The sequence below is a fragment of the Sphingomonas sp. S-NIH.Pt15_0812 genome (assembly GCF_003951315.1).
GTDB lineage: Bacteria > Pseudomonadota > Alphaproteobacteria > Sphingomonadales > Sphingomonadaceae > Sphingomonas.
This window is the reverse complement of record NZ_QLJH01000001.1, coordinates 145,417-166,339: the sequence shown is the minus strand read 5'-3', so window position 1 is coordinate 166,339 and position 20,923 is coordinate 145,417. Positions and strand designations below refer to the sequence as shown.

Genomic DNA, 20,923 nt, shown 5'->3' with positions numbered 1-20,923 from the left:
ACAGGATGACCCGGCCGCCGCGCCACGCTAAGCCCCCGGCCATGACCATTCTTCTCACCGGATCGAGCCGCGGCATCGGCGCGGCGATCGCCGAGCGGCTGCGTGCCGACGGACAGGCCGTGATCGGCCATGGCACCGCCAGCGGCATCCCCGCCGATTTCGACGAACCCGGCGCCCCCGCCGCTTTGTGGCGCGCCGCGCTCGACGAAGCGGGCGGCGCGATCGACATCCTCGTCAACAATGCCGGCGTGTTCGAGGCCAATCCGCTGGACGATCCCGACTGGCTCGCCGGCTGGGAGCGCACCATGCGGATCAACCTGACCGCCTCGGCCGAACTCTGCCGGCTGGCGGTGCTGCACTGGCAGGAACGGGGCGTCGGCGGGCGGATCGTCAACGTCGCCAGCCGCGCCGCCTATCGCGGCGACTCGCCCGCGCACTGGCATTATGCCGCGTCCAAGGCGGGCATGGTCGCGATGACCAAGACGATCGCGCGCGGCTATGCGGCGCAGGGCATCCTCGCCTTCGCGGTCTGCCCCGGCTTCACCATGACCGGCATGGCCGAGGAGTATCTGGCCAGCCGGGGCGGTGACAAGCTCCTCGCCGACATTCCGCTCGGCCGCGTCGCCGATCCGGCCGAGATCGCGAGCACCGTCCGCTTCCTGGCGCTGGAGGCGCCGCCCTCGATGACCGGCGCGGTGCTCGACGTGAACGGGGCCAGCTATGTCCGATAGCTGGAAGATCAGCCTGCCCTGCACCCGCGCGGAGGCGGAGGCGATCGACATGGCCGACGAGCTGATCGCGGGCGCGGTGCTGATGACCACCGAGGAGGTGGAGGACGATCGCGAGCATTGGCGGCTCGACGCCTATGTCGAGGCGGAGCCCGACGCGGCGCTGGTCGCGCAGGTCCGCGCGCTGGTGCCGAGCGCCGGCGACCGCCCGGCGACGGTGACTCACCTGCCGCCCGAGGATTGGGTGACGCTGAGCCAGGCGGGGCTGGAGCCTTTGTCGGTCGGCCGCTTCTTCGTGCATAGCGGGGCGGCGACGGTGCCGGCGGATGTCCGCGCCTTCCACATTCCGGCCGGCCGCGCCTTCGGCACCGGGCATCACGAGACGACCAGCGGCTGCCTCGCCATGCTCGATGGCCTGGCCGAGCGGCGCTTCGCCAGCGCGATCGATGTCGGGACGGGCACGGGGCTGCTCGCCTTCGCGGTCGCGCATCTCTGGCCCCAGGCGCGGATCGTCGCGACCGATATCGATCCCGTCGCGATCGAGGTGACGGCGGAGAATGCCGCGCTCAACCAGGTCGAGGGGATCGACCTGATCGTCGCCGATGGCGCGCTGGCCGATTCGATCACCGAGCGTGCGCCCTATGATCTGGTGATCGCCAATATCCTGGCCGGGCCGCTCGTCTCCATGGCCCCCGAACTGGCGGCGATCGCCGGCCCGTCCGCGACGATCGTGCTCGCCGGGCTGCTGGAGACGCAGCGGGCCGAGGTGGTCGCCGCCTATCAGGCGTGCGGCTGCACGCTGGAGGCGGTCGACCGGCGCGGTGACTGGAGCGTGCTGCGGCTGACGGCGGGGGCGGAGCGCTTCGTGCCGGCGGGACCGTTCGATCCCAAGGGCCGCGACGGCTGGGCGCTGGATCTATAGACCCCACCTTTCCTTCCACCTCGACCGGGGCCCAGTGACGGAACGCTCGCGAGAATCGGCGGCGTCTCCCAACCGGACCCCGGCCTTCGCCGGGGAAGCCGTAACGGAGAGTTACGAAAGCCCCCTCACCCCGCCGCGCGGCTCCGGGCATGATCCTGCGTACCGTGGGTCAGCACCGTATCGCCCGGCACGATCTCCGCCACCGGGATATCCGCTCGCGCCTTCATCTCGGCATAGAGCGGCGCGAAGTCGGTCTCGACCGTCTGGCGCAGCAGCTCCTCGAAGCTGGGGATGACGAAATAGTTCTGCTGGAAATCGTCGATCCGATATTCGGTGCGCATCACCCGCGCCATGTCGAAGGCGATGCGGTTGGGCGACGGGTCCTCCAGCGCGAACCGGCTTTCGGAGAAGCTGGAGACGATGCCCGCGCCGTAGATGCGCAGGCCTTCCGGCTCGGCGATCAGCCCGAACTCGACCGTGTACCAGTAGAGCCGGCCGAGATATTGGAGCGCATCCAGACCCAGCGCCCGCTGCCCGCCCCGGCCATAGGCGGCCAGATAGTCGGCGAAGACCGGATCGGCGAGCATCGGCACATGGCCGAATACGTCGTGGAAGACGTCGGGCTCCTGGAGATAGTCGAGCTGGTCGGGCCGGCGGATGAAATTGCCCGCGACGAAGCGGCGATTGGCCATATGGTCGAAGAACACGTCGTCGGGCACCAGCCCGGGCACCGCCACCACCTGCCAGCCGGTCAGCTTCATCAGCCGGTCGGACAGCGCCTCGAAGTCGGGGATGCCGGGCTTGTCGAGCTTGAGCACGTCCAGCCCCTTCAGCCACGCGTTCGAGGCGCGGCCCGGCAACAGCTTCGCCTGGCGCGCGAACAGCGTGTCCCAGGTGGCGTGCTCCTCGGCCGTGTAGCGATCCCAATGCTGCGGGATCGTCCAATCCGCATTCGCGCCCTCCGGCGGGCGATCCAGAACGTGCGTTTCCTCTGCCATGGGTTTCTTCTAGCATGGCCCTGTGGGAAGACGAAATCCGTGGATCGGCCGATGGATCGGGCGGATAGCTGCGACGCTGGCGGCGATGCTGGTCGCCTATGGCCTGGCCGGGCTGATCGGCGGCGCGCTGCCCGCGCATCCCGACTGGCGACCGCCGGCGGACGGGGTGGAGATCTTCGTCGAGTCGAACGGCGTCCATACCGGGCTTGTCCTCCCCAAACAGGCGGCGGGCGTCGACTGGCGCGACATCTTCCCGCCCGGCCATCTCGCCGATCCGCGGTTCGGCGGCTGGGATCATCTGGCGATCGGCTGGGGCGAGCGGACCTTCTATCTGGAGACGCCGCACTGGGCGGACGTGCGTCCCGCAACCGTCCTGGCGGCGGCCCTGGGCAGCCGCCGCACCCTGCTGCATGTCGAGCATGTCCCGCGACCGATCGCCGACGCCCATATCCGCCGCCTCATGCTGCGGCCGGACGAATATCGCCGCCTCGCCGCCTTCATCCGCGCCGCGCTCGCGCCGGGCGCGGCCCGCTATCCCGGCTATGGCCGCGACGATGTCTTCTACGAGTCCAACGGCCATTATTCGGCGCTGCGCACCTGCAATGCCTGGACGGGCGATGCGCTGCGCCAGGCCGGGATACGGGTCGGCCGCTGGACGCCCTTCCCCGCCACGCTGCTCTGGTCGCGCTAGCGCCGGCCCGCCACGAAGCCCTGATAGCCCCGCCGGCATTCGTCGCGCTCGGGATCGCGGCGGCAGCGCTTGTCGAATTCGCGGCGCTCCTTGCCCTCACGCGCCTCTTCCTTGCGCATCTTGCGGCCGTAATTGCGGTCCGCCTCCTCCTGGCTGGTCGTCGTCCAGTCGACCGCCTTGCCGGCGACCTGGAACGGCGCCTTGACGATCGACGTCGCGGTGCTGACGCAGCCGGCGCTCGCCAGCGGCAGGAGGACGAGAAGCGGCAGGGCCTTACGCATTACGGGAATTCCTTGGCGACGGCATCGCGGGTCTGGACGCCGATTAGCGGATGATCGGTGAAAAATCCGTCGATTCCGAGGCGGAGCGCGGCGGCGATCTCGCCCGCCAGGTCGCCCTGCGCCCCGTCCCGCCGGAACGGCGCGGGCAGGAACGGATTTTCCACCCGGAACGTCCAGGGATGGACGCGCAGGCCCGCCGCATGGGCATCGCGGACCAGCTCGCCCTGCCCCAACTGCGCCTTGTTGGGCCCGATCCCATAGGCATAGGCGGCCACCGCGCGCAGCCCGCCGGGCGTCGCCATCAGCGCATAGCTGGGCACCGTGCCGTCCGCCGGGCCGCCATGACCATCCATCAGCTGGATCAGGCGCAGCCGCGTCAGGCCGGCGATGCGCTTCAGGTTGTCGACCTCGAACGACTGGATGAAGACGGGATCGTCCGGCCCGCTCCACCCGGCGGCATGAAGCTCCGCGACCAGCGGCACATCCGTCCCCAGTCCGATCCCGGCGAAATAGGTCGGATGCTTGGTTTCCGGATAGATGCCGACGCCCCGCGCCTTGGCGAGCGCGATGATCTCCGCCAGCGTCGGAATCTCGAACCGGCCATCGAACGCCGTATTGGCCGGCCGCAATTCGGGCAGGCGTTCGCGCGCGCGCAGCGTCTTGAGTTCGGCGAGCGTGAAGTCCTCGACGAACCAGCCGGTCACCGCCTGCCCGTCGATCGTCTTCGTCGTCCGGCGCGCGACGAAGTCGGCGCGACCCGCGACATCGGTGGTGCCGCCGATCTCATTCTCGTGCCGGGCGACCAATATGCCGTCGCGGGTCGGCACCAGGTCGGGCTCGATCACGTCCGCGCCCTGATCGATCGCGCGTTCATAGGCCGCCAGCGTATGTTCGGGCCGTTCGCCGCTGCATCCGCGATGCGCGATCACGATGGGTCGCGGGGCGGGACGGTTATCCATGTGACCACACCCGCCGATTCCGGTCGTGATAACGGTTCGCAACGGGAGCCGCACGCGCAAGTCCGCGTTCTGGCAGTAATTCGTGACGAGGCGGTGGCATGAAATTCAACATCAACGGCAAGACCCATGACGCGGACGTGGACATCCGTACCTCGTTGCTCGACTTGTGTCGCGAACATCTGGGGCTGACCGGCTCCAAGAAGGGTTGCGACCATGGCCAGTGCGGCGCGTGCACCATGCTGGTCGACGGCCGACGCATCAACAGCTGCCTGACGCTTGCCGTCATGCACCAGGACAGCGAGATCGTGACGATCGAGGGTCTGGGCCAGGTCGGCGATCTCCACGCGATGCAGGACGCCTTCGTCCGGCATGATGGCTATCAGTGCGGCTATTGCACGCCGGGCCAGATCTGTTCGGCGGTCGGGATGCTCGGTGAAGTGGAAAAGGGTTGGGCCAGCCATGCCTCGGCCGACCTGACCGCGGTCGAGCTGAGCGATGCCGAGATCAGCGAGCGGATGAGCGGCAATCTCTGCCGCTGCGCCGCCTATCCCAATATCGTCGACGCGATCCGCGAGGTGGCCGGCAAGGGCGACCGCCAGCCGGTGCTGGAAGCCGCACGGGAGATTGGCGCATGAAACCCTTCGCCTATGCCCGCGCCGACAGCACCGACCAGGCCGTGTCGGAAGCGCTCGCTCCCCAGACGCGCTTCATTGCCGGCGGCACCAACCTTCTCGACCTGATGAAGCTTCAGATCGAGACGCCCGCCAAGCTGGTCGACATCACCCGCCTGCCGTTGAACGGCGTCACCCCGCGGGACGAGGGCGGCGTATCGATCGGCGCGCTGGTCCCGAACAGCGACCTGGCGGCCGACCGCCACATCATCGCCGATTACGAGGTGTTGAGCCGCGCGCTGCTGGCCGGCGCATCGGGACAGTTGCGCAACAAGGCGACGACCGGCGGCAACCTGCTCCAGCGCACCCGCTGCTATTATTTCTATGACACCGCCACGCCCTGCAACAAGCGGGAGCCGGGCAGCGGCTGTTCCGCGATCGGCGGCGTCAACCGCATCCTGGCAGTGCTCGGCACCTCGGAAAAGTGCATCGCCACCCATCCGTCCGACATGGCGGTGGCGATGCGCGCGCTCGACGCCACGATCGTCACGCAAAAGGCCGATGGCGACCGTCGCCGCATCGCGATCGGCGATTTCTATCGCCTGCCGGGCGACACGCCGCATATCGAGACGGTGCTGGAGCCGGGTGAGCTGATCACCGCCGTCGAACTGCCGCCCAAGGTGGAGGGCGCGCGGCACCTGTACCGCAAGGTGCGCGACCGCGCCTCCTATGCGTTCGCGCTGGTCTCGGTGGCCGGCGTGGTGGTGATGGACGGCGACACCGTCGCCTCCGCCTCGCTCGCGTTCGGCGGGCTGGCGCCGATGCCGTGGCGCAACCCCGCGGTCGAGGCCGCGATCGTCGGCAAGCCGGCGACCGATGCCCATTTCGCCGCCGCCGCCGATGCGCTGCTCGCCGATGCCAAGGGTTTCGGCAGCAATGATTTCAAGATTCCGCTCGCCCGGCGCACGCTGATCGCGTCGCTCCGCGAACTGACGGGGAAGTAACATGCTCGAATCGATCTTCGGCCAGGGCGACCATAACAGCCTGACGATGGACAAGCCGCATCCGGACAGCCTGCTCGACACAGGCGTCCAGGGTCTGATCTCGCGTCCGCTCGACCGGGTGGACGGGCCGTTCAAGGTATCGGGCACCGCCACCTATGCCGCCGAATACAAGATCGACAATCTGGCGCATGGCGTGCTGGTCGGGGCCAAGATCGGCCACGGTTCGGTCAAGTCGATCGATGCCTCGGCGGTCAAGGCGATGCCGGGCGTGATCGACGTCATCACCGACTACGACACCTTCATCCGCAACCCGCAACAGGGCGGCGAGACTACCGCGCCGACCCAGGGCGTGAAGGAGGTCGGCTATTTCGGGCAGATCATCGCGATCGTGCTGGCGGAAAGCTTCGAGATCGCGCGCGACGCGGCGCAGCGTCTGCACATCGAATATGACTATGCCGCCGGCGCCTATGATTTCGACGCGAACCGGGATCAGGTCGACACGCCGCCCGACTCGCAGATCCCGGCGCACTATACGCAGGGCAATGTCGACAAGGCGATGACCCAGGCGCCGGTGACGATCGAGTCGACCTATGTCACGCCCAGCCAGAATTCGGCGGCGATGGAGCCCCATGCGTCGATCGCGGTGTGGAACGACGACGCCCTGACGCTCTACGGCTCCTACCAGATGCCGACCTCCGACGCGCAACAGCTCGCCAAGTCGCTCGGCATCAGCGCGAAGAAGGTGCGGATCATCGCCCGCTATATCGGCGGCGGCTTTGGCTCGAAGCTCGGCATCGCGCCCGAAAGCGTGGCGGCGGCGATCGCGGCGAAACGGCTCGGCCGCCCGGTCAAGGCGGTGATGGCGCGGACGCAGGTGTTCGACGCCACGGTGCGCCGCTCCAACACCGAGCAGCGCGTGCGCCTCGCCGCCGGCAAGGATGGCAAGCTGACTGCGATCGGTCACGACTCGCTGACCTCCAACCTGCCGGGCGAGGATTATTTCGAGCCCGTCGGCATCGGCACCCACTTCCTCTATCGCGGCGAGAACCGCTCGATCACGCACGACATGGTGCCGCTCAACCTGCTGCTGTCCGGCTCGATGCGCGCGCCGGGCGAAGCGGTCGGCATGATCGGGCTGGAATGCGCGATGGACGAACTGGCGGAGAAGCTGGGCTTCGATCCGATCGACCTGCGCAAGGCGAACGATATCGACACCGATCCGGAAAAGGACATCCCCTTCTCCTCGCGCCAGCTCAGCCGCGCGCTGGAGGTCGGCGCGGAGAAGTTCGGCTGGGACCAGCGCGATCCCCGCCCCGCGCAGCGGCGCGAGGGCGAATGGCTGATCGGCATGGGCGTGGCCTCCGCCGCGCGCTCCAACATGCTGCAGCAGAGCGCCGCCAAGGTGGAGATCCATGCGGACGGCAGCGCCACCGTATCTTCGGCGATGACCGATATCGGCACCGGCAGCTACACGATCCTGGCGCAGATCGCGGGCGAAATCCTGGGCATCCCGGTCGAGAAGATCCGCATGTCGCTGGGCGACACCAATGATCCGCCGGCCGCCGGCTCGGGCGGTTCCTGGGGCGCGACCTCGGCCGGCTCGGCGGTCTATCTCGCGTGCGAGATGCTGCGCGACAAGCTGGCTAAGGCGATGGACGTCGATCCGGGCGAGTTGACGCTCAAGGACGGGCAGGCGATCGGCGCCAATCGCTCGGTCGCGCTCGGCGAGTTGGTCGGCAAGGGCATGGAGGCGACCGGCGAGATCAAGCCGGGCAAGATGGAAAAGGCGATGACCCAGGCCTCCTACGGCGCGCATTTCGCCGAGGTCGCGGTCAACGCCGTGACCGGCGAGGTGCGGGTGCGCCGGATGCTGGGCGTCTTCGCCGCCGGTCGCGTGCTCAACGCCAAGACCGCGCGCTCGCAATGCCTGGGCGGCATGACCTTCGGCATCGGCGCGGCGCTGACCGAGGATCTGATCCACGACCAGCGCAACGGCAAGCTGGTGAACCGCGATCTCGCCGAATATCACGTGCCGGTGAATGCCGACGTGCCGCAGCTCGAGGTGCATTTCCTCGACGAGCGCGACATCTACGCCAACCCCATCCATGCCAAGGGGATCGGCGAGCTGGGCATTTCCGGCGCGGCTCCGGCGGTGGCGAACGCGGTCTACAATGCCTGCGGCGTGCGGGTGCGCGAGTTCCCGATCACCTGCGACAAGTTGCTGGACGGCCTGCCCGCGCTATGACGATCCGGCAAGACAGGGGTCGACATGGCGGAGAATGACAGTGTCCTCGCGGCGGCGAAGGCCTGGGCGGGCGAACCGCTCGCCATCGCCACCGTCGTCTCGACCTGGGGCTCGGCCCCGCGTCCGCGCGGCAGTCATATGCTGGTGCATAAGGACGGCCGCTTCGAGGGATCGGTGTCCGGGGGATGCGTCGAGAGCGACATCCTCCAGACCGCCGCCGAGGTGATTGCGGGCGCGCCCTTCCAGGTGCGCCGCTACGGCGTCGCGGATGCCGCCGCCTGGGAAGTCGGCCTGCCCTGTGGTGGCGAGATCGCGGTGATGGTCCAGCCGGTCTCCGCCGAGGGGTTCGATCCCGAATTGTTCGACCGCATCGCCGAGGCGCGCGAGCAGGGCGACTCGCTGGCCGTCCATACCGATCTCGACACCGGCCATTCGAGCGAGCGGCCGCTGGAGACGGGCGAGATCTTCATCAACCGCTACGACCCGCCGCGCCGGCTGCTGATCGTGGGCGCGGTGCAGATCGCGCAGAGCTTGGCCGCGCTCGCCCGCACGCTCGGCATCGAGGTGGTGGTGATCGACCCGCGCGCCCGCTTCCTGACCGAGGAGCGCTTCCCCGGCGTCACGCTCGACGATCGCTGGCCGGACGAGGCGATCGCCGCCTATCGCCCCGGCCCCGCCACCGCCGTCGTGACGCTCAGCCACGACATCAAGATCGACGATCCGGCGCTGATCGCGGCGCTGGGGAGCGAGGCCGGCTATGTCGGTGCGCTCGGCAGCCGGCGCAGCCATGCCGCGCGGCGCGAGCGGCTGGCGGCGGCTGGCCTTTCGGCCGAGACGATCGACCGCGTCGACGGTCCGGTCGGCATCGACATCGGCGCGATCGGGCCGTCGGAGATCGCCTTGTCGATCGCCGCCGCGATGATCGGGGCCTTTCATGACAGGGCCAAGCCATGATCCGCGTGGAAACCACCGTCCTCATCCTGCTCGCCGCCGGCCGGTCGAGTCGCTTCGGCGATATCGGCTCGAAGCTGGACCAGGAGTTTCTCGGCCGTCCGCTCGGCCTGCATGTCGCGGTCGCGCTGGAATCGATGCCGTTCCAGGAGCGGCTGGCGATCGTCAACGGCAGCGCGCTGGATTACAGCCGCCACGGCTTCACCGTCATCCACAACGACGATCCGGGCGACGGCATGTCGCGATCGATCCGGCTGGGAGTCACCCGCGCCCGTGAACAGGGGGCGGAGGCGGTGCTGATCGCGCTCGCCGACATGCCGCGCGTCACCGCCGCGCATATCCATCGCATGTACGATGCGGTCGACGGTCCGGCCGCGGTGGTGTCGTCGAGCGACGGGATGGAGCCCAAGCCCCCGGCGCTGTTCGGCCGCGACTGTTTCGATTACCTCATGACGCTGACCGGCGAGCGCGGCGCGGCGGATATGGTGCGACGCGGCCGCCATGTCGTGACCACGCCGGCCGAACTGATCGACGTCGACACGGCCGAGGAACTGGAACAGCTACGCGCGCTGGTCCACGATCCCGCCGCGCACACCATCATTCATGCCGGAGCGCGTCGATCGGGTTGAGCGCCGCCGCTCGCCGCGCCGGGAAATAGCCGAACACCACGCCGATCACCGCCGAGATGGCGAAGGCGATCAGGTTGATCTGCGGATCGAACGTCCACGGCACCTGCATCAGCGGCACCAACGCCAGGATGACGAGCTGCGCCAGCGCCAGCCCGATCAGGCCGCCGAGACAGGACAAGGCCACCGCCTCGACCAGAAACTGCATCAGCACCTCGTTCGCCACCGCGCCGATCGCCAGGCGGATGCCGATCTCGCGCGTCCGCTCGGTCACCGACACCAGCATGATGTTCATGATGCCGATGCCGCCGACCACCAGCGAGATGGCGGCCACCGCCGCGACGATCCGGGTCAGCATCGTCGTCGTGCTGGTCAGCGTGTCGCTGATCTGCTTGGTGTCGAAGATGTTGAAGTCGTCGTCCTTGCCGCCGGTGATGTGCCGCCGTTCGCGCAGCAGGTCGGTGATCCCCGCCTGGACCGTCCCGGTCGAATAGGCCTGGTCGACGCCGACCAGCATCAGCCGGATGTCCTGCGTGCCGGTGAAGCGGCGCTGCACCGCCTTGATCGGCATCACCACCACATCGTCCTGGTCGCCGAACCCGCCCTGACCGCGCGTCGACAGCACGCCGACGACGTCGCAGGTGATGTTGCCCAGCCGCATCCGCTTGCCGACCGGATCGTCGGTGCGGAACAGGTTCTGGCGCACGGTATTGCCGATCAGGCATACCGCCTTGCCCGCCTCCTCCTCCGCCGGGGTCCAGTATCGGCCCGCCGCCAGCGGCCAGGGCTGCACGGTCAGGAAGGCGCTGGTCGTGCCGTTGATCGTGGTCGACCAGTTCGCGCCCTCATAGATGGCGGTGGCGGTGGCGCTCGCCTGGGGCGCGACGGCGGTGACGCCGGCGACCTGGTTGGCGATGGCGGTCACGTCCTCCGGCTTGAAGTCGGGCGGACGCGGGCCGCCGCCGCCGCGCCCGAAGCCCTGGCCGGGGCGGATCTGCAGCACGTTGGTGCCCAATGCCGAGATCGACGCCTGCACGGCGGCGGTGGTCGCCTTGCCCAGGGTCACCATCGTCACCACCGCGCCGACGCCGATGACGATGCCCAGGATCGTCAGGAAGGATCGCAGCAGGTGCCGGCGGATCGAGCGGAGCGCGAGGACGAGCGTGGTGCCGAACATCAGGAATGCGCCTCGGATACGCGACCTTCCCCCAAGAGCCCGTTCCCCGGCGAAGGCCGGGGCCCGGTTGGGAAGGCCGTGGTAACGGCGCACTGCCCTTCATCATGATCGTCCCGCAACCGGGCCCCGGCCTTCGCCGGGGAACAGGAGAGGACAAAGGGAAACGTCATCCTGCTCACGCCTCCACCGCCGCGCCCTGGCGGTGCTGCGCCTCGATCCGCTCGACCAGCCCGTCCTTGAAATGGACGACGGTGCGCGCGAACGCCGCCATATCGGGTTCGTGCGTCACCATCAGCACGGTGATCCCCGCGTCGCGGTTGAGGCCGGTGAGCAGTTCCATGATCTCCACCGAGCGTTCGGAATCGAGATTGCCGGTCGGCTCGTCCGCCAGCAGCACGTCGGGCTTGGTCACGATCGCGCGGGCGATCGCGACGCGCTGTTGCTGGCCGCCCGACAGTTCCGCCGGCGTATGGTCCCACCAGCGGTCCAGCCCGACCTTGGCCAGCGCCCCCATGCCCAGCTCGCGCCGCCGCGCCTTGCTCTCGCCGCGATAGAGGAGCGGCAGCTCGACATTCTCCAGCGCGGTGGTGCGCGACAGCAGGTTGAACCCCTGGAACACGAAGCCGAGATATTTGCGCCGGAGCAGCGCGCGCTGGTCGCGGTCCAGCGTCTCGATATGATGTCCCCGGAACAGGAACTCGCCCGCCGACGGCACGTCGAGACAGCCCAGGATGTTCATCGTCGTCGACTTGCCCGATCCCGAAGGACCCATCACCGCGACGAAATCGCCCTGCTGGATATCCAGGTCGACGCCCTTCAGCGCCTGGAACTGGGTCGCCCCCGTCCCATAGACCTTGCGCACGCCGCGCAGGCGGATGAGCGGGGCGTTATCGGCCACCCGCGCCCCCGCCGCCGCGCCGACCGCCGCCGCTGCGCCCGCCGCCGGCCGAATCGTCGCCGGTCGCCAATTGCCCGGTAATCACCTGCGCACCCGGCTTCAGGTCGCCCCCCAGCACCTCGGTCATCGTGCCGTCGGTGTCGCCGGTGGTGATTGGCACCGGCTGCGGCTGGCCGTCCGCGCCCTTCACATAGACGGTCTGGGTCGCGCCCCGGCTGACCCGTGCGGTACGTTCGGGCCGGTCGCGGCGCGGGCGGAAGGTCAGCGAGCCGGCGATGCCGCCCCCGCCGCCGCCGGAACCGGCCTGCGGCTTGAAGCGCAGCGCCGCGTTCGGCACCAGCAGCACGCCCCGCTTGTCCGACGTGATGATGTCGGCGGTCGCGGTCATGCCCGGCCGCAGGATCAGCTGCGGATTGGCGACGGTCAGGTCTGCGGCATAGCTGACCACCTGTCCCGTGGTCGCGGTGGTGCTGGCGGTGGTGCCCGACGCGGTCGCGCTGCTCACCGTCAGGTTCGACCCCAGGTCGACGCGGGTGATCTGCGCCGGGAAGGTCTGGCCCGGATAGGCGTCGACCGTGAAACTCGCCTTCTGCCCCAGCTTGACCGCGCCGACATCCGCCTCGTCGATCGCGACCTCCAGCTTCATGCGGGTCAGGTCCTCCGCGATCACGAACAAGGTCGGCGTGTTGAACGAGGCGGCAACCGTCTGGCCCGGATCGACCTGGCGCGCCAGCACCACGCCCGACACGGGGCTGCGGATGATCGCGCGGCTGCGCTGCGTCTGCGACTGGGCGAGCTGCGCCTGCGCCGCCTCGACATTGGCCTGCGCCGTGCGCAGCGCCGCCACCGCGCGCTGGGCATTGGCGCGGCCGGTCTGGAGCTCGGTGGCCGAGGGCACGCGACCGTTCGACAGCTTGTACACTTCCTCCAGCCGGGCGAGCTGCGCATTCGCCTCCGACACGGTGGCGCGCGCCTGGGCGACCTGTGCCTGATTGGCGGCGAGCTGCGCCTGGCCGGCGCGAATCTGGTCGTCAATCTGCTCCGGATCGATCAGCGCCAGCGCCTCGCCCGCGCGGACGCGGTCGTTGACGTCGACCACCACCTTGGTGACCAGGCCCGACAGCTGCGATCCGACCGTGACCTGGTTGGTCGGGGCCAGCTTGCCTGTGGCGGAAACGCTGACGGTCAGGTTGCCGCGCTTCGCCGCCTGGGTCGAGTAATTGGGTGCTTCCTTCGCGCCGAAACAGCTTTTCAGCAGCAGGGCGAGCAGCACCACGCCGATCGCCACCGCGACCCATTTCACATAGCGCCGCCACGGCGCGACCGGCTTCACGCCCAGGAATTCGTCGGTCGTCTGGTCGGCCATCAGCGCGCCTCGTTACCGGCGCGCGGCGGCGCCTCTGGAATGGTGGTCGCGTCCCAGCCGCCGCCGAGCGCGACATAGAGCGCGATCTGCGCCGCGGCGGCGTCGGACCGCGCCTGGGTCAGGCCGTTGCGCGCGGACAGCAATGCCGCCTCCTGCTGGTTGAGCGTGGTGAAATCGGTCAGGCCGGAGCGATATTGGCTGCGGCTGAGGATCGCGGAGGTGTTGGCGGCATCCAACGCGACGGTGAACTCGCGCGTCCGCGCCTGCGCCGATTGCAGCGCGGCGATGGCATTCTCGATATCCTCCAGCGCCAGCAGCACGGTGCCGCGATAATTGGCCAGCGCCACGTCGGTCGCCGCCTCCTGCGTGCGCACCTGGCTGCGCAGCCGGCCGCCGTTGAAGATCGCCTGGGTCAGGCCGGCGAACAGCCCGCCGGTGATCGCATCGCCGATATTGCCGATCGAGGTGGAATTGGTGTTGATGTTGCCGGTGATCGCCAGCGCCGGATAGAGCGCGGCCTTGGCCACCCCGATCCGCGCCGTCGCCGCCGCCAGCGCCCGCTCGGCCGAGCGGATGTCGGGCCGCTGGCGCAGCGCATCGGCGGGGATGCCGACGCCGATCACGGCCGGCGCGACCGGGATCGGCCGCACCGCCGCCAGTTGCGCCTTAAGCGCGCCGGGAGCCTGGCCGGTCAGCACGCCGACGCGCGACACGGCGGCGTTATATTGCTGTTCGAGCTGCGGAATGGTCGCGGCGGTCTGCGCCCGCTGGCTGCGCGCCTGTTCCTGGTCCAGGCTGGACACCAGCCCTGCCTGCACGCGGAAACCGGCGATCTCCAGATTGTCGTCCTGGATGGCCAGCGACGCACGCGCGTTGGCGAGCTGCGCCTGATAGGCCCGCGCGAGCACGTAGTTGCGCGCGATCTCGCTCTCGACCGAGAGCAGCACCGTGGCATAGTCGAAGCCCGAGGCCTCATACTGCGCGCGGCTCGCCTCGACGGTGCGGCGGACCTCGCCGAACAGCCCGACCTGATAGCTGGCGGACAAGCCGACCGAGAAATTGTTGGTGCCGCCGCCGCCGGTATCGACCACCGTGCCGTCGGGCAGCGTGAAGGACCGGCCGCCGCCGCGCAGATTCTCGTTGCGCTGGTATCCGGTCGATCCCGACACGGTGGGCAGCAGCGACGCCCGGCTCTGCACCAGCGCCTCGCGCGCCTGGCGCAACCGGCCGACCGCCTGCGCGACATCGGTGTTCGCCGCCGCGCCCTGTTCCACCAGGGACCCGAGCAAGGGATCGTTGAAGCGCGTCCACCAGCGCGTCAGATCCTCGCGCGTCGGCGGGGCGGTGACGGAATAGGCGTCCGGCACGCCCAGATCGGCGGCGCTGCGCGGCGTATAGTCGGGGCCGACCGAACAGCCGGCCAGCGCCGTGGCAGCGATCAGGACGGACGGGGCAAGAGCGCGGAAACGCGGCATATGTGTAGGAGATGGCCAACACACCTCCGCCTGTCCAGCGCAATTATGTCGCAGTCTGTCGCGGCTGTCACAATCCTCCCCTGCGATGCAGGGGAGGATGCGATGCCGCTATTCCAGCTCCAGGATCACTTGGTCGACGGCCAGGCTGTCGCCGGCCTTGGCCTCTATCACCTTGACCACGCCGGATTTTCCCGCGCGCAGGATATTCTCCATCTTCATCGCCTCGACCACGGCGAGCGGCTGGCCCGCCTCCACCCGGTCGCCGGCCGCGACGTCCAGCCGCACCAGCAGGCCCGGCATCGGCGCGATCAGGAAGCGCGACAGGTCGGGCGGCACCTTCTCGATCAGATGCGCCGCATAGGGGGCGATCCGCGCCGGCAGCACGCGCGCGACATGCGACGCGCCCCGCGCGCCCAGCTTGAAGCCGCTGCGCACCGGCTCGATCCGGACGGCGAGCGCCGTCTCGCCCGCCTCCACCTGCACCAGCCGGTCGCCCGGCGTATATTCCATTGCGAAGTCGATATCCGCGCCATCGACCAGGATGCCGTCGGTCGACACCGTCACCGCATGATCGGCCCCGCCGATCCGCACCACCCAATCGGCGGGCGGGCGCAGCCGGCTGCCCAACTGCCCGTCGATCCGCCGCGCCCGGTCGGCCTGCGCGGTCGCGGCGAAGGCGGCGGTGGCGGCCAGGATGCCGAGCAGGTCCGGCGGGGCCGGCGCACCGGTGAAGCCGTCCGGATATTCCTCGGCGATGAAGCCGGTGGTCAGGGCGCCCGCACGAAAGCGCGGATGCTGCATCAGCGCCGACAGGAAATCGAGATTGGTCCCCGGTCCCTCGATCACGAATTCGTCAAGCGCCGCGACCTGCGCGTCGATCGCCGCCGCGCGCGTCGGCGCCCAGGTGACCAGCTTGGCGATCATCGGGTCGTAGAACATGCTGACCTCGCCGCCCTCGGCCACGCCGTCGTCGACGCGGACATAGGCTTGGCCCGCCGCCCCCGCATCGGCGAAGGGCGTGGCCGCATAAGGCGTCGGCGCGTCGGCCGGCGGCGCATAGCGGACCAGCCGGCCGATGCTCGGCAGGAAGCCGCGATACGGGTCCTCGGCATAGACGCGGTTCTCGATCGCCCAGCCGTCCAGCCGTACATCGCCTTGCGCGAAGGCCAGTGGTTCGCCCGCCGCGACGCGGATCATCTGCTCGACCAGGTCCAGCCCGGTGATCGCCTCGGTGACGGGGTGCTCGACCTGGAGCCGCGTGTTCATCTCCAGGAAGTAGAATCCGTCGCCGCTGGCGTCCGCGCCCGACACGATCAGTTCGACCGTTCCCGCCGAAAAATAGCCGACCGCCCGCGCCAGCGCGACGGCCTGTTCGCCCATCTTGCGGCGCATTTCAGGGCTGACGAAGGGTGACGGCGCTTCCTCGACCACCTTCTGGTGGCGGCGCTGCACCGAACATTCGCGCTCGCCCAGATAGACGATATTGCCATGCTGGTCGCCCAGCACCTGGATCTCGATGTGCCGCGGGCTTTCGATGAACTTCTCGATGAAGACGCGGTCGTCGCCGAACGAGGCCAGCCCCTCGCGCTTGGTCGCCTCAAAGCCTTCGCGGACGTCCGCCTCGCTCCACGCCAGCCGCATCCCCTTGCCGCCGCCGCCGGCCGAGGCCTTCATCATCACCGGATAGCCGATCTCGGAGGCGATCCGCACCGCTTCGTCCGTATCGGCGATCTCGCCCAGATAGCCGGGCACGACGTTGACGCCGGCGGCCTTGGCCAGTTTCTTCGACTCGATCTTGTCGCCCATCGCGGCGATCGCGTTGGGCGGCGGCCCGACAAAGGCGATTCCCGCCTCCGCGCAGGCCCGCGCGAAGCTCTCGCGCTCGGACAGGAAGCCATAGCCGGGATGGATGCAGTCGGCGCCCGTCTCCTTGGCCGCCAGCAGGATCAGCTCCGCCTTCAGATAGCTGTCCGCCGCCGGCGCCGGCCCCAGCCGCACCGACTCGTCGGCCATCAGCACGTGCGGGCTGCGCGCATCGGCATCCGAATAGACCGCGACCGTCGCGATCCCCATCCGCTTCGCCGTGCGCATCACCCGACACGCGATCTCGCCGCGGTTCGCGACCAGGATCTTCTTGAACACTGCCCTCTCCCAGTTTCTTGTCATGTCATCGCGGCGTCGTGCCTGTCGGCTCAGTTGGCGCGCGCGGCGGGTGCCCCACGCAGCAGTCCCTCGGTGCTCAGGTCTTCATCCAGGTCCGGCCAGTGGATGCCGTAACCCGCACCAGCCTTTTCCCACGCCATTCGCTGTTCCGGTGTCGCGTGGAGCAGTCGCGGATACCAAGCCAGCGGAACCGTGATCGTGCGACCATCCATCAGATCGACGATCAGGCTGGCGGCGTCGAAGCGAACATCGAGAACTCGTTCATCGGTGATCCTAGCCGAAATATTCATGCCATGCCTCCAGCAACCGGCTGCGATGGTCCTCGACCATCGCCAGGATGTCATTGATCTCACGCGCACGAAAGCCGCGGCTGCGCGACACTTCCACCACATCCAGCCAGATCTTGATCGTCGCTTCCCCACGATCGACATGGATGTGGGGCGGCTCATTGGGTTCATGGCTGTAGAAGTAGAAGCGGAACGCGCCGATCCGCAGCACGGTCGGCATCTACTCCGCCGCCTCGCACACCCGCTGGCGCATCGGCTCCTCGGCCACCATCGGGCGCACGCCCAGCTTGGCGAACAGCGCGGCGTCGGCGCTGTCGCCGCGATTGCCGGCGGTCAGCAGCTTGTCGCCGGTGAAGATCGAATTGGCCCCCGCCATGAAACACAGCGCCTGGGTCGATTCCGACATGCTCTCGCGCCCCGCCGACAGGCGCACCATGCTCATCGGCATGGTGATGCGCGCCACCGCCACGGTGCGGACGAACTCGATCTCGTCGATCCGCGCCAGCGGCGTGTCGGCGAGCATGTCGCCCAGCACCGTGCCCTTCACCGGCACCAGCGCATTGACCGGCACGCTTTCCGGATGGCGCGGCAGGGTGGCGAGCGCATGGACGAAGCCGACCCGGTCCGGCCGCGTCTCACCCATCCCGACGATGCCGCCGCAGCAGACGTTGATGCCGGCCTGGCGGACATTCTCCAGCGTATCCAGCCGCTCACCGAAGCTGCGGGTGGTGATGACCTCGCCGTACCGCTCGGGCGCGGTATCGATATTGTGGTTGTAATAGTCCAGCCCCGCCTCGGCGAGCTGCGCCGCCTGGGCCGGGGTCAGCATCCCCAGCGTCATGCAGGTCTCCATCCCCATGCCGCGCACGCCTTGGATCATCTGGATGATTGCGGGCATGTCGCGATCCTTGGGATTCCGCCACGCCGCGCCCATGCAGAAGCGCTGCGACCCCGCGTCGCGCGCCTCGGCCGCACGCTGGAGCACCGACTGCACCTCCATCAGCTTGGTCGCCTTGACCCCGCTGTCCGCCGCCACCGATTGCGAGCAGTAGCCGCAATCCTCCGGGCAGCCGCCGGTCTTGATCGACAGCAGCGTGCACATCTGCACCTCGGACGGCGCATGGTGGGCGCGATGCACCGTCTGCGCCCGGTACATGAGTTCGTCGAACGGCAGGTCGAACAGCGCGGCGATCTCCTCGCGCGTCCAGTCGTTGCGGGTCGTCGCTTCGGTTACCGTCGTCACATCAAGCCTTTCCATCATCGGCTGCGGTCCTTGTCCGCGCCAGCCCCCGCCTGCAAGCGCGCCGTCACGCCGCCGCATCCTCGGGCGGCATATTGTGGCCGAGCAGCCGCAACACCTCCTCGGCGGCCTTCACCAGATTGGTGCCGGGGCCGAAGATCGCCTGCACGCCCGCGTCGCGCAGCGCCTGGTAATCCTGGGCCGGGATCACGCCGCCCGCGATCACCTTGATGTCGGCGCGCCCGGCGTCGCGCAGATGCCCGATCAGCTCGGGGATCAGCGTCTTGTGTCCCGCCGCCAGGCTGGACGCGCCGACCACGTCGACATCTTCCGCCAGCGCCAGCGCCGCCGCCTCGGCCGGGGTCTGGAACAGCGGACCGGGCACGACCTGAAACCCCAGGTCGCCGAACATCGAACTGACCAGATTGGCGCCGCGGTCATGCCCGTCCTGCCCCATCTTGGCGACCAGCATCCGGGGCCGGCGGCCCAGCCGTCGCTCGGTCGCGGCGACGCCCTCCTCCAGCCGCGCCCAGCGCGCGTCGTCCTGATAGGCGCCGCCATAGATGCCGCGCACCGGCGTGGGCTGGGTGCCGTAGCGGTCGAACGCCACCTCCATCGCCGCCGAAATCTCGCCCAGCGTCGCGCGCGCCCGCGCCGCCTCGACCGCCAGCGCCAGCAGATTGTCCTTGCCCCCGGCCCCGTCGCGCAGATGGCCGAGCGCCGCCTGGCAGGCGGCTTCGTCGCGGGAGGCGCGCACCTGCTGGATGCGGCGGATCTGCGCCTCGCGCACCGCATGATTGTCGACGTCGAGAATGTCGATCGCATCCTCGTCCTTCAGCCGGTACTTGTTGACGCCGACGATCACGTCCTCGCCCCGGTCGACCCGCGCCTGCCGCGCCGCCGCCGCTTCCTCGATCATCGCCTTGGGCCAGCCGGCGGCGACCGCGTGCGCCATGCCGCCCTCGCGCTCGACGCGCTCGATGATCTCCCACGCCCCGTCGACCAGTTGCTGGGTCAGGCTCTCGACATAGTAACTGCCGCCGAGCGGATCGACGACCTTGGTCATCCCCGTCTCCTCCTGCAGCACGATCTGCGTGTTGCGCGCGATTCGGGCGGAGAAGTCGGTGGGCAGCGCGATCGCCTCGTCCAGCGCATTGGTGTGGAGCGACTGGGTGCCGCCCAGCATCGCCGCCATCGCCTCGATCGTGGTGCGCATGACGTTGTTATACGGGTCCTGCTCGGTCAGCGACACGCCCGAGGTCTGGCAATGGGTGCGCAGCATCTTGGACCGCTCGTCCTTCGCGCCCAGTTGCGTCATCACCCGGTGCCACAGCACCCGCGCCGCGCGCAGCTTGGCGACCTCCATGAAGAAGTTCATGCCGATCGCGAAGAAGAAGGACAGGCGGCCCGCGAACTTGTCGATGTCCAGGCCCGAGGCGACGCCGTATTTCACATATTCCATGCCGTCGGCGATGGTGAAGGCCAGCTCCTGGAGCTGCGTCGCCCCCGCCTCCTGCATGTGATAGCCGCTGATCGAGATGCTGTTGAACTTCGGCATCTCGGCGCTGGTGTAGGCGAAGATGTCGGAGATGATCCGCATCGAGGGCTCGGGCGGGTAGATATAGGTGTTGCGGACCATGAACTCCTTGAGGATGTCGTTCTGGATGGTCCCGTCAAGCAACTTGCGGTCGACGCCCTGTTCCTCGCCCGCGACGATGAAGAAGGCGAGGATCGGGATCACCGCGCCGTTCATCGTCATCGACACCGACATCTGGTCGAGCGGGATGCCGTCGAACAGGATCTTCATATCCTCGACCGTGTCGATCGCCACGCCCGCCTTGCCGACATCGCCGACGACGCGGGGATGGTCGCTGTCATAGCCGCGATGCGTGGCAAGGTCGAAGGCGACCGACAGCCCCTTCTGCCCCGCCGCCAGGTTGCGACGATAGAAGGCGTTCGATTCCTCGGCGGTGGAGAAGCCGGCATATTGGCGGATCGTCCAGGGCCGCCCGGCATACATGGAGGCACGCACCCCGCGCGTGAACGGCGCGAAGCCCGGCAGGCCGGGATCGGTGGTGACGTCCTCGGCCGTGTAGAGCGGCTTGACCACGATCCCTTCGGGCGTCGTCCAGTCGAGGTCGCGGCCCTTCACCTCGCGCGCGGCCGCCGCCGCCCAGGCGTCGAGGCTCGGCGCAGGCGCCGGCTCGGGCAGGTCGCGCTTCGGCGGGGCGGTGCCGGCATCCTCGCCGATATTGGTGTCGATCGGGGGCGTGGTATCGGTCATGCGGAATTCCGGTCGAC

At 68.9% G+C, this 20,923-nt stretch carries 20 protein-coding genes; 8 read left to right on the top strand and 12 right to left on the bottom strand.

Annotation, left to right across the window (positions count from 1 at the left end; genetic code table 11):
• Window positions 1-41: 41 nt before the first annotated feature.
• A complete protein-coding gene (locus BRX43_RS00670; protein WP_125992892.1) occupies window positions 42-731 on the top strand; it encodes an SDR family oxidoreductase in 690 nt (229 codons plus the stop codon).
• On the top strand, window positions 721-1,650 hold the full coding sequence (locus BRX43_RS00665; RefSeq protein ID WP_125992891.1) for a 50S ribosomal protein L11 methyltransferase: 930 nt from the start codon (window positions 721-723) through the stop codon (window positions 1,648-1,650). The genes BRX43_RS00670 and BRX43_RS00665 overlap by 11 nt, the downstream gene beginning before the upstream one ends.
• A gap of 125 nt (window positions 1,651-1,775) precedes the next feature.
• On the opposite strand, the gene phhA is transcribed toward BRX43_RS00665, so the two are convergent.
• Window positions 1,776-2,648 (bottom strand): phenylalanine 4-monooxygenase, encoded by an 873-nt coding sequence (gene phhA, locus BRX43_RS00660; protein WP_125992890.1) that lies wholly within the window; start codon window positions 2,646-2,648, stop codon window positions 1,776-1,778.
• A 22-nt stretch (window positions 2,649-2,670) separates the two neighbouring features.
• Between phhA and BRX43_RS00655 the strand changes: the two genes are divergently transcribed.
• Window positions 2,671-3,339: a TIGR02117 family protein gene (locus tag BRX43_RS00655; protein ID WP_241214689.1), complete on the top strand. Its 669-nt coding sequence runs from the start codon at window positions 2,671-2,673 to the stop codon at window positions 3,337-3,339.
• Here BRX43_RS00655 and BRX43_RS00650 read toward each other — a convergent pair.
• Window positions 3,336-3,620 (bottom strand): hypothetical protein, encoded by a 285-nt coding sequence (locus BRX43_RS00650; protein WP_125992889.1) that lies wholly within the window; start codon window positions 3,618-3,620, stop codon window positions 3,336-3,338. The genes BRX43_RS00655 and BRX43_RS00650 overlap by 4 nt on opposite strands.
• Window positions 3,620-4,579 carry a glycerophosphodiester phosphodiesterase gene (locus BRX43_RS00645; RefSeq protein WP_125992888.1) on the bottom strand — a complete coding sequence of 320 codons (960 nt, stop codon included), beginning with the start codon at window positions 4,577-4,579 and terminating at the stop codon, window positions 3,620-3,622. The genes BRX43_RS00650 and BRX43_RS00645 overlap by 1 nt, the downstream gene beginning before the upstream one ends.
• A 98-nt stretch (window positions 4,580-4,677) precedes the next feature.
• On the opposite strand from BRX43_RS00645, the gene BRX43_RS00640 reads away from it, so the two are divergent.
• Genes BRX43_RS00640 through BRX43_RS00620 form a run of 5 tightly spaced genes read left to right on the top strand, consistent with a single transcriptional unit; the run spans window position 4,678 to window position 10,019 of the window.
• Window positions 4,678-5,214 carry a 2Fe-2S iron-sulfur cluster-binding protein gene (locus tag BRX43_RS00640; protein WP_125992887.1) on the top strand — a complete coding sequence of 179 codons (537 nt, stop codon included), beginning with the start codon at window positions 4,678-4,680 and terminating at the stop codon, window positions 5,212-5,214.
• The gene (locus tag BRX43_RS00635; RefSeq protein ID WP_125992886.1) at window positions 5,211-6,194 is read left to right on the top strand and encodes a xanthine dehydrogenase family protein subunit M; all 984 of its coding nucleotides are present in this window, start codon (window positions 5,211-5,213) and stop codon (window positions 6,192-6,194) included. Before BRX43_RS00640 ends, BRX43_RS00635 begins: the two co-directional genes overlap by 4 nt.
• A 1-nt stretch (window position 6,195) precedes the next feature.
• Window positions 6,196-8,439, top strand: a complete 2,244-nt coding sequence (locus tag BRX43_RS00630; protein WP_125992885.1) for a xanthine dehydrogenase family protein molybdopterin-binding subunit — start codon at window positions 6,196-6,198, stop codon at window positions 8,437-8,439.
• A gap of 24 nt (window positions 8,440-8,463) precedes the next feature.
• Window positions 8,464-9,393, top strand: a complete 930-nt coding sequence (locus tag BRX43_RS00625; RefSeq protein WP_125992884.1) for an XdhC family protein — start codon at window positions 8,464-8,466, stop codon at window positions 9,391-9,393.
• Window positions 9,390-10,019, top strand: a complete 630-nt coding sequence (locus BRX43_RS00620) for a nucleotidyltransferase family protein (protein ID WP_125992883.1) — start codon at window positions 9,390-9,392, stop codon at window positions 10,017-10,019. Before BRX43_RS00625 ends, BRX43_RS00620 begins: the two co-directional genes overlap by 4 nt.
• Here BRX43_RS00620 and BRX43_RS00615 read toward each other — a convergent pair.
• The 9 genes from BRX43_RS00615 to scpA all read right to left on the bottom strand — a co-directional run bounded on the left by BRX43_RS00615 (window position 9,988) and on the right by scpA (window position 20,906).
• Window positions 9,988-11,193, bottom strand: coding sequence for an ABC transporter permease (locus BRX43_RS00615; protein ID WP_125992882.1), 1,206 nt, complete (start codon window positions 11,191-11,193; stop codon window positions 9,988-9,990). The genes BRX43_RS00620 and BRX43_RS00615 overlap by 32 nt on opposite strands.
• A 175-nt stretch (window positions 11,194-11,368) precedes the next feature.
• The gene (locus BRX43_RS00610; RefSeq protein ID WP_125992881.1) at window positions 11,369-12,091 is read right to left on the bottom strand and encodes an ABC transporter ATP-binding protein; all 723 of its coding nucleotides are present in this window, start codon (window positions 12,089-12,091) and stop codon (window positions 11,369-11,371) included.
• Window positions 12,081-13,457: an efflux RND transporter periplasmic adaptor subunit gene (locus BRX43_RS00605; protein ID WP_125992880.1), complete on the bottom strand. Its 1,377-nt coding sequence runs from the start codon at window positions 13,455-13,457 to the stop codon at window positions 12,081-12,083. The genes BRX43_RS00610 and BRX43_RS00605 overlap by 11 nt, the downstream gene beginning before the upstream one ends.
• Window positions 13,457-14,932 carry an efflux transporter outer membrane subunit gene (locus BRX43_RS00600; protein ID WP_125992879.1) on the bottom strand — a complete coding sequence of 492 codons (1,476 nt, stop codon included), beginning with the start codon at window positions 14,930-14,932 and terminating at the stop codon, window positions 13,457-13,459. Before BRX43_RS00600 ends, BRX43_RS00605 begins: the two co-directional genes overlap by 1 nt.
• A 108-nt stretch (window positions 14,933-15,040) precedes the next feature.
• Window positions 15,041-17,098, bottom strand: a complete 2,058-nt coding sequence (locus BRX43_RS00595; protein ID WP_125992878.1) for an acetyl/propionyl/methylcrotonyl-CoA carboxylase subunit alpha — start codon at window positions 17,096-17,098, stop codon at window positions 15,041-15,043.
• Window positions 17,099-17,124: 26 nt separating this feature from the next.
• Window positions 17,125-17,385 (bottom strand): DUF2442 domain-containing protein, encoded by a 261-nt coding sequence (locus BRX43_RS00590; protein ID WP_125992877.1) that lies wholly within the window; start codon window positions 17,383-17,385, stop codon window positions 17,125-17,127.
• Entirely contained in the window at window positions 17,369-17,602 is a 234-nt protein-coding gene (locus BRX43_RS00585) for a DUF4160 domain-containing protein (RefSeq protein WP_125992876.1), read from the bottom strand. The genes BRX43_RS00590 and BRX43_RS00585 overlap by 17 nt, the downstream gene beginning before the upstream one ends.
• Window positions 17,603-18,625, bottom strand: coding sequence for a biotin synthase BioB (bioB, locus tag BRX43_RS00580; protein WP_241214688.1), 1,023 nt, complete (start codon window positions 18,623-18,625; stop codon window positions 17,603-17,605). It abuts the gene before it with no gap.
• 64 nt (window positions 18,626-18,689) lie between these two features.
• Window positions 18,690-20,906 (bottom strand): methylmalonyl-CoA mutase, encoded by a 2,217-nt coding sequence (scpA, locus tag BRX43_RS00575; protein ID WP_241214687.1) that lies wholly within the window; start codon window positions 20,904-20,906, stop codon window positions 18,690-18,692.
• Window positions 20,907-20,923 lie beyond the last annotated feature (17 nt).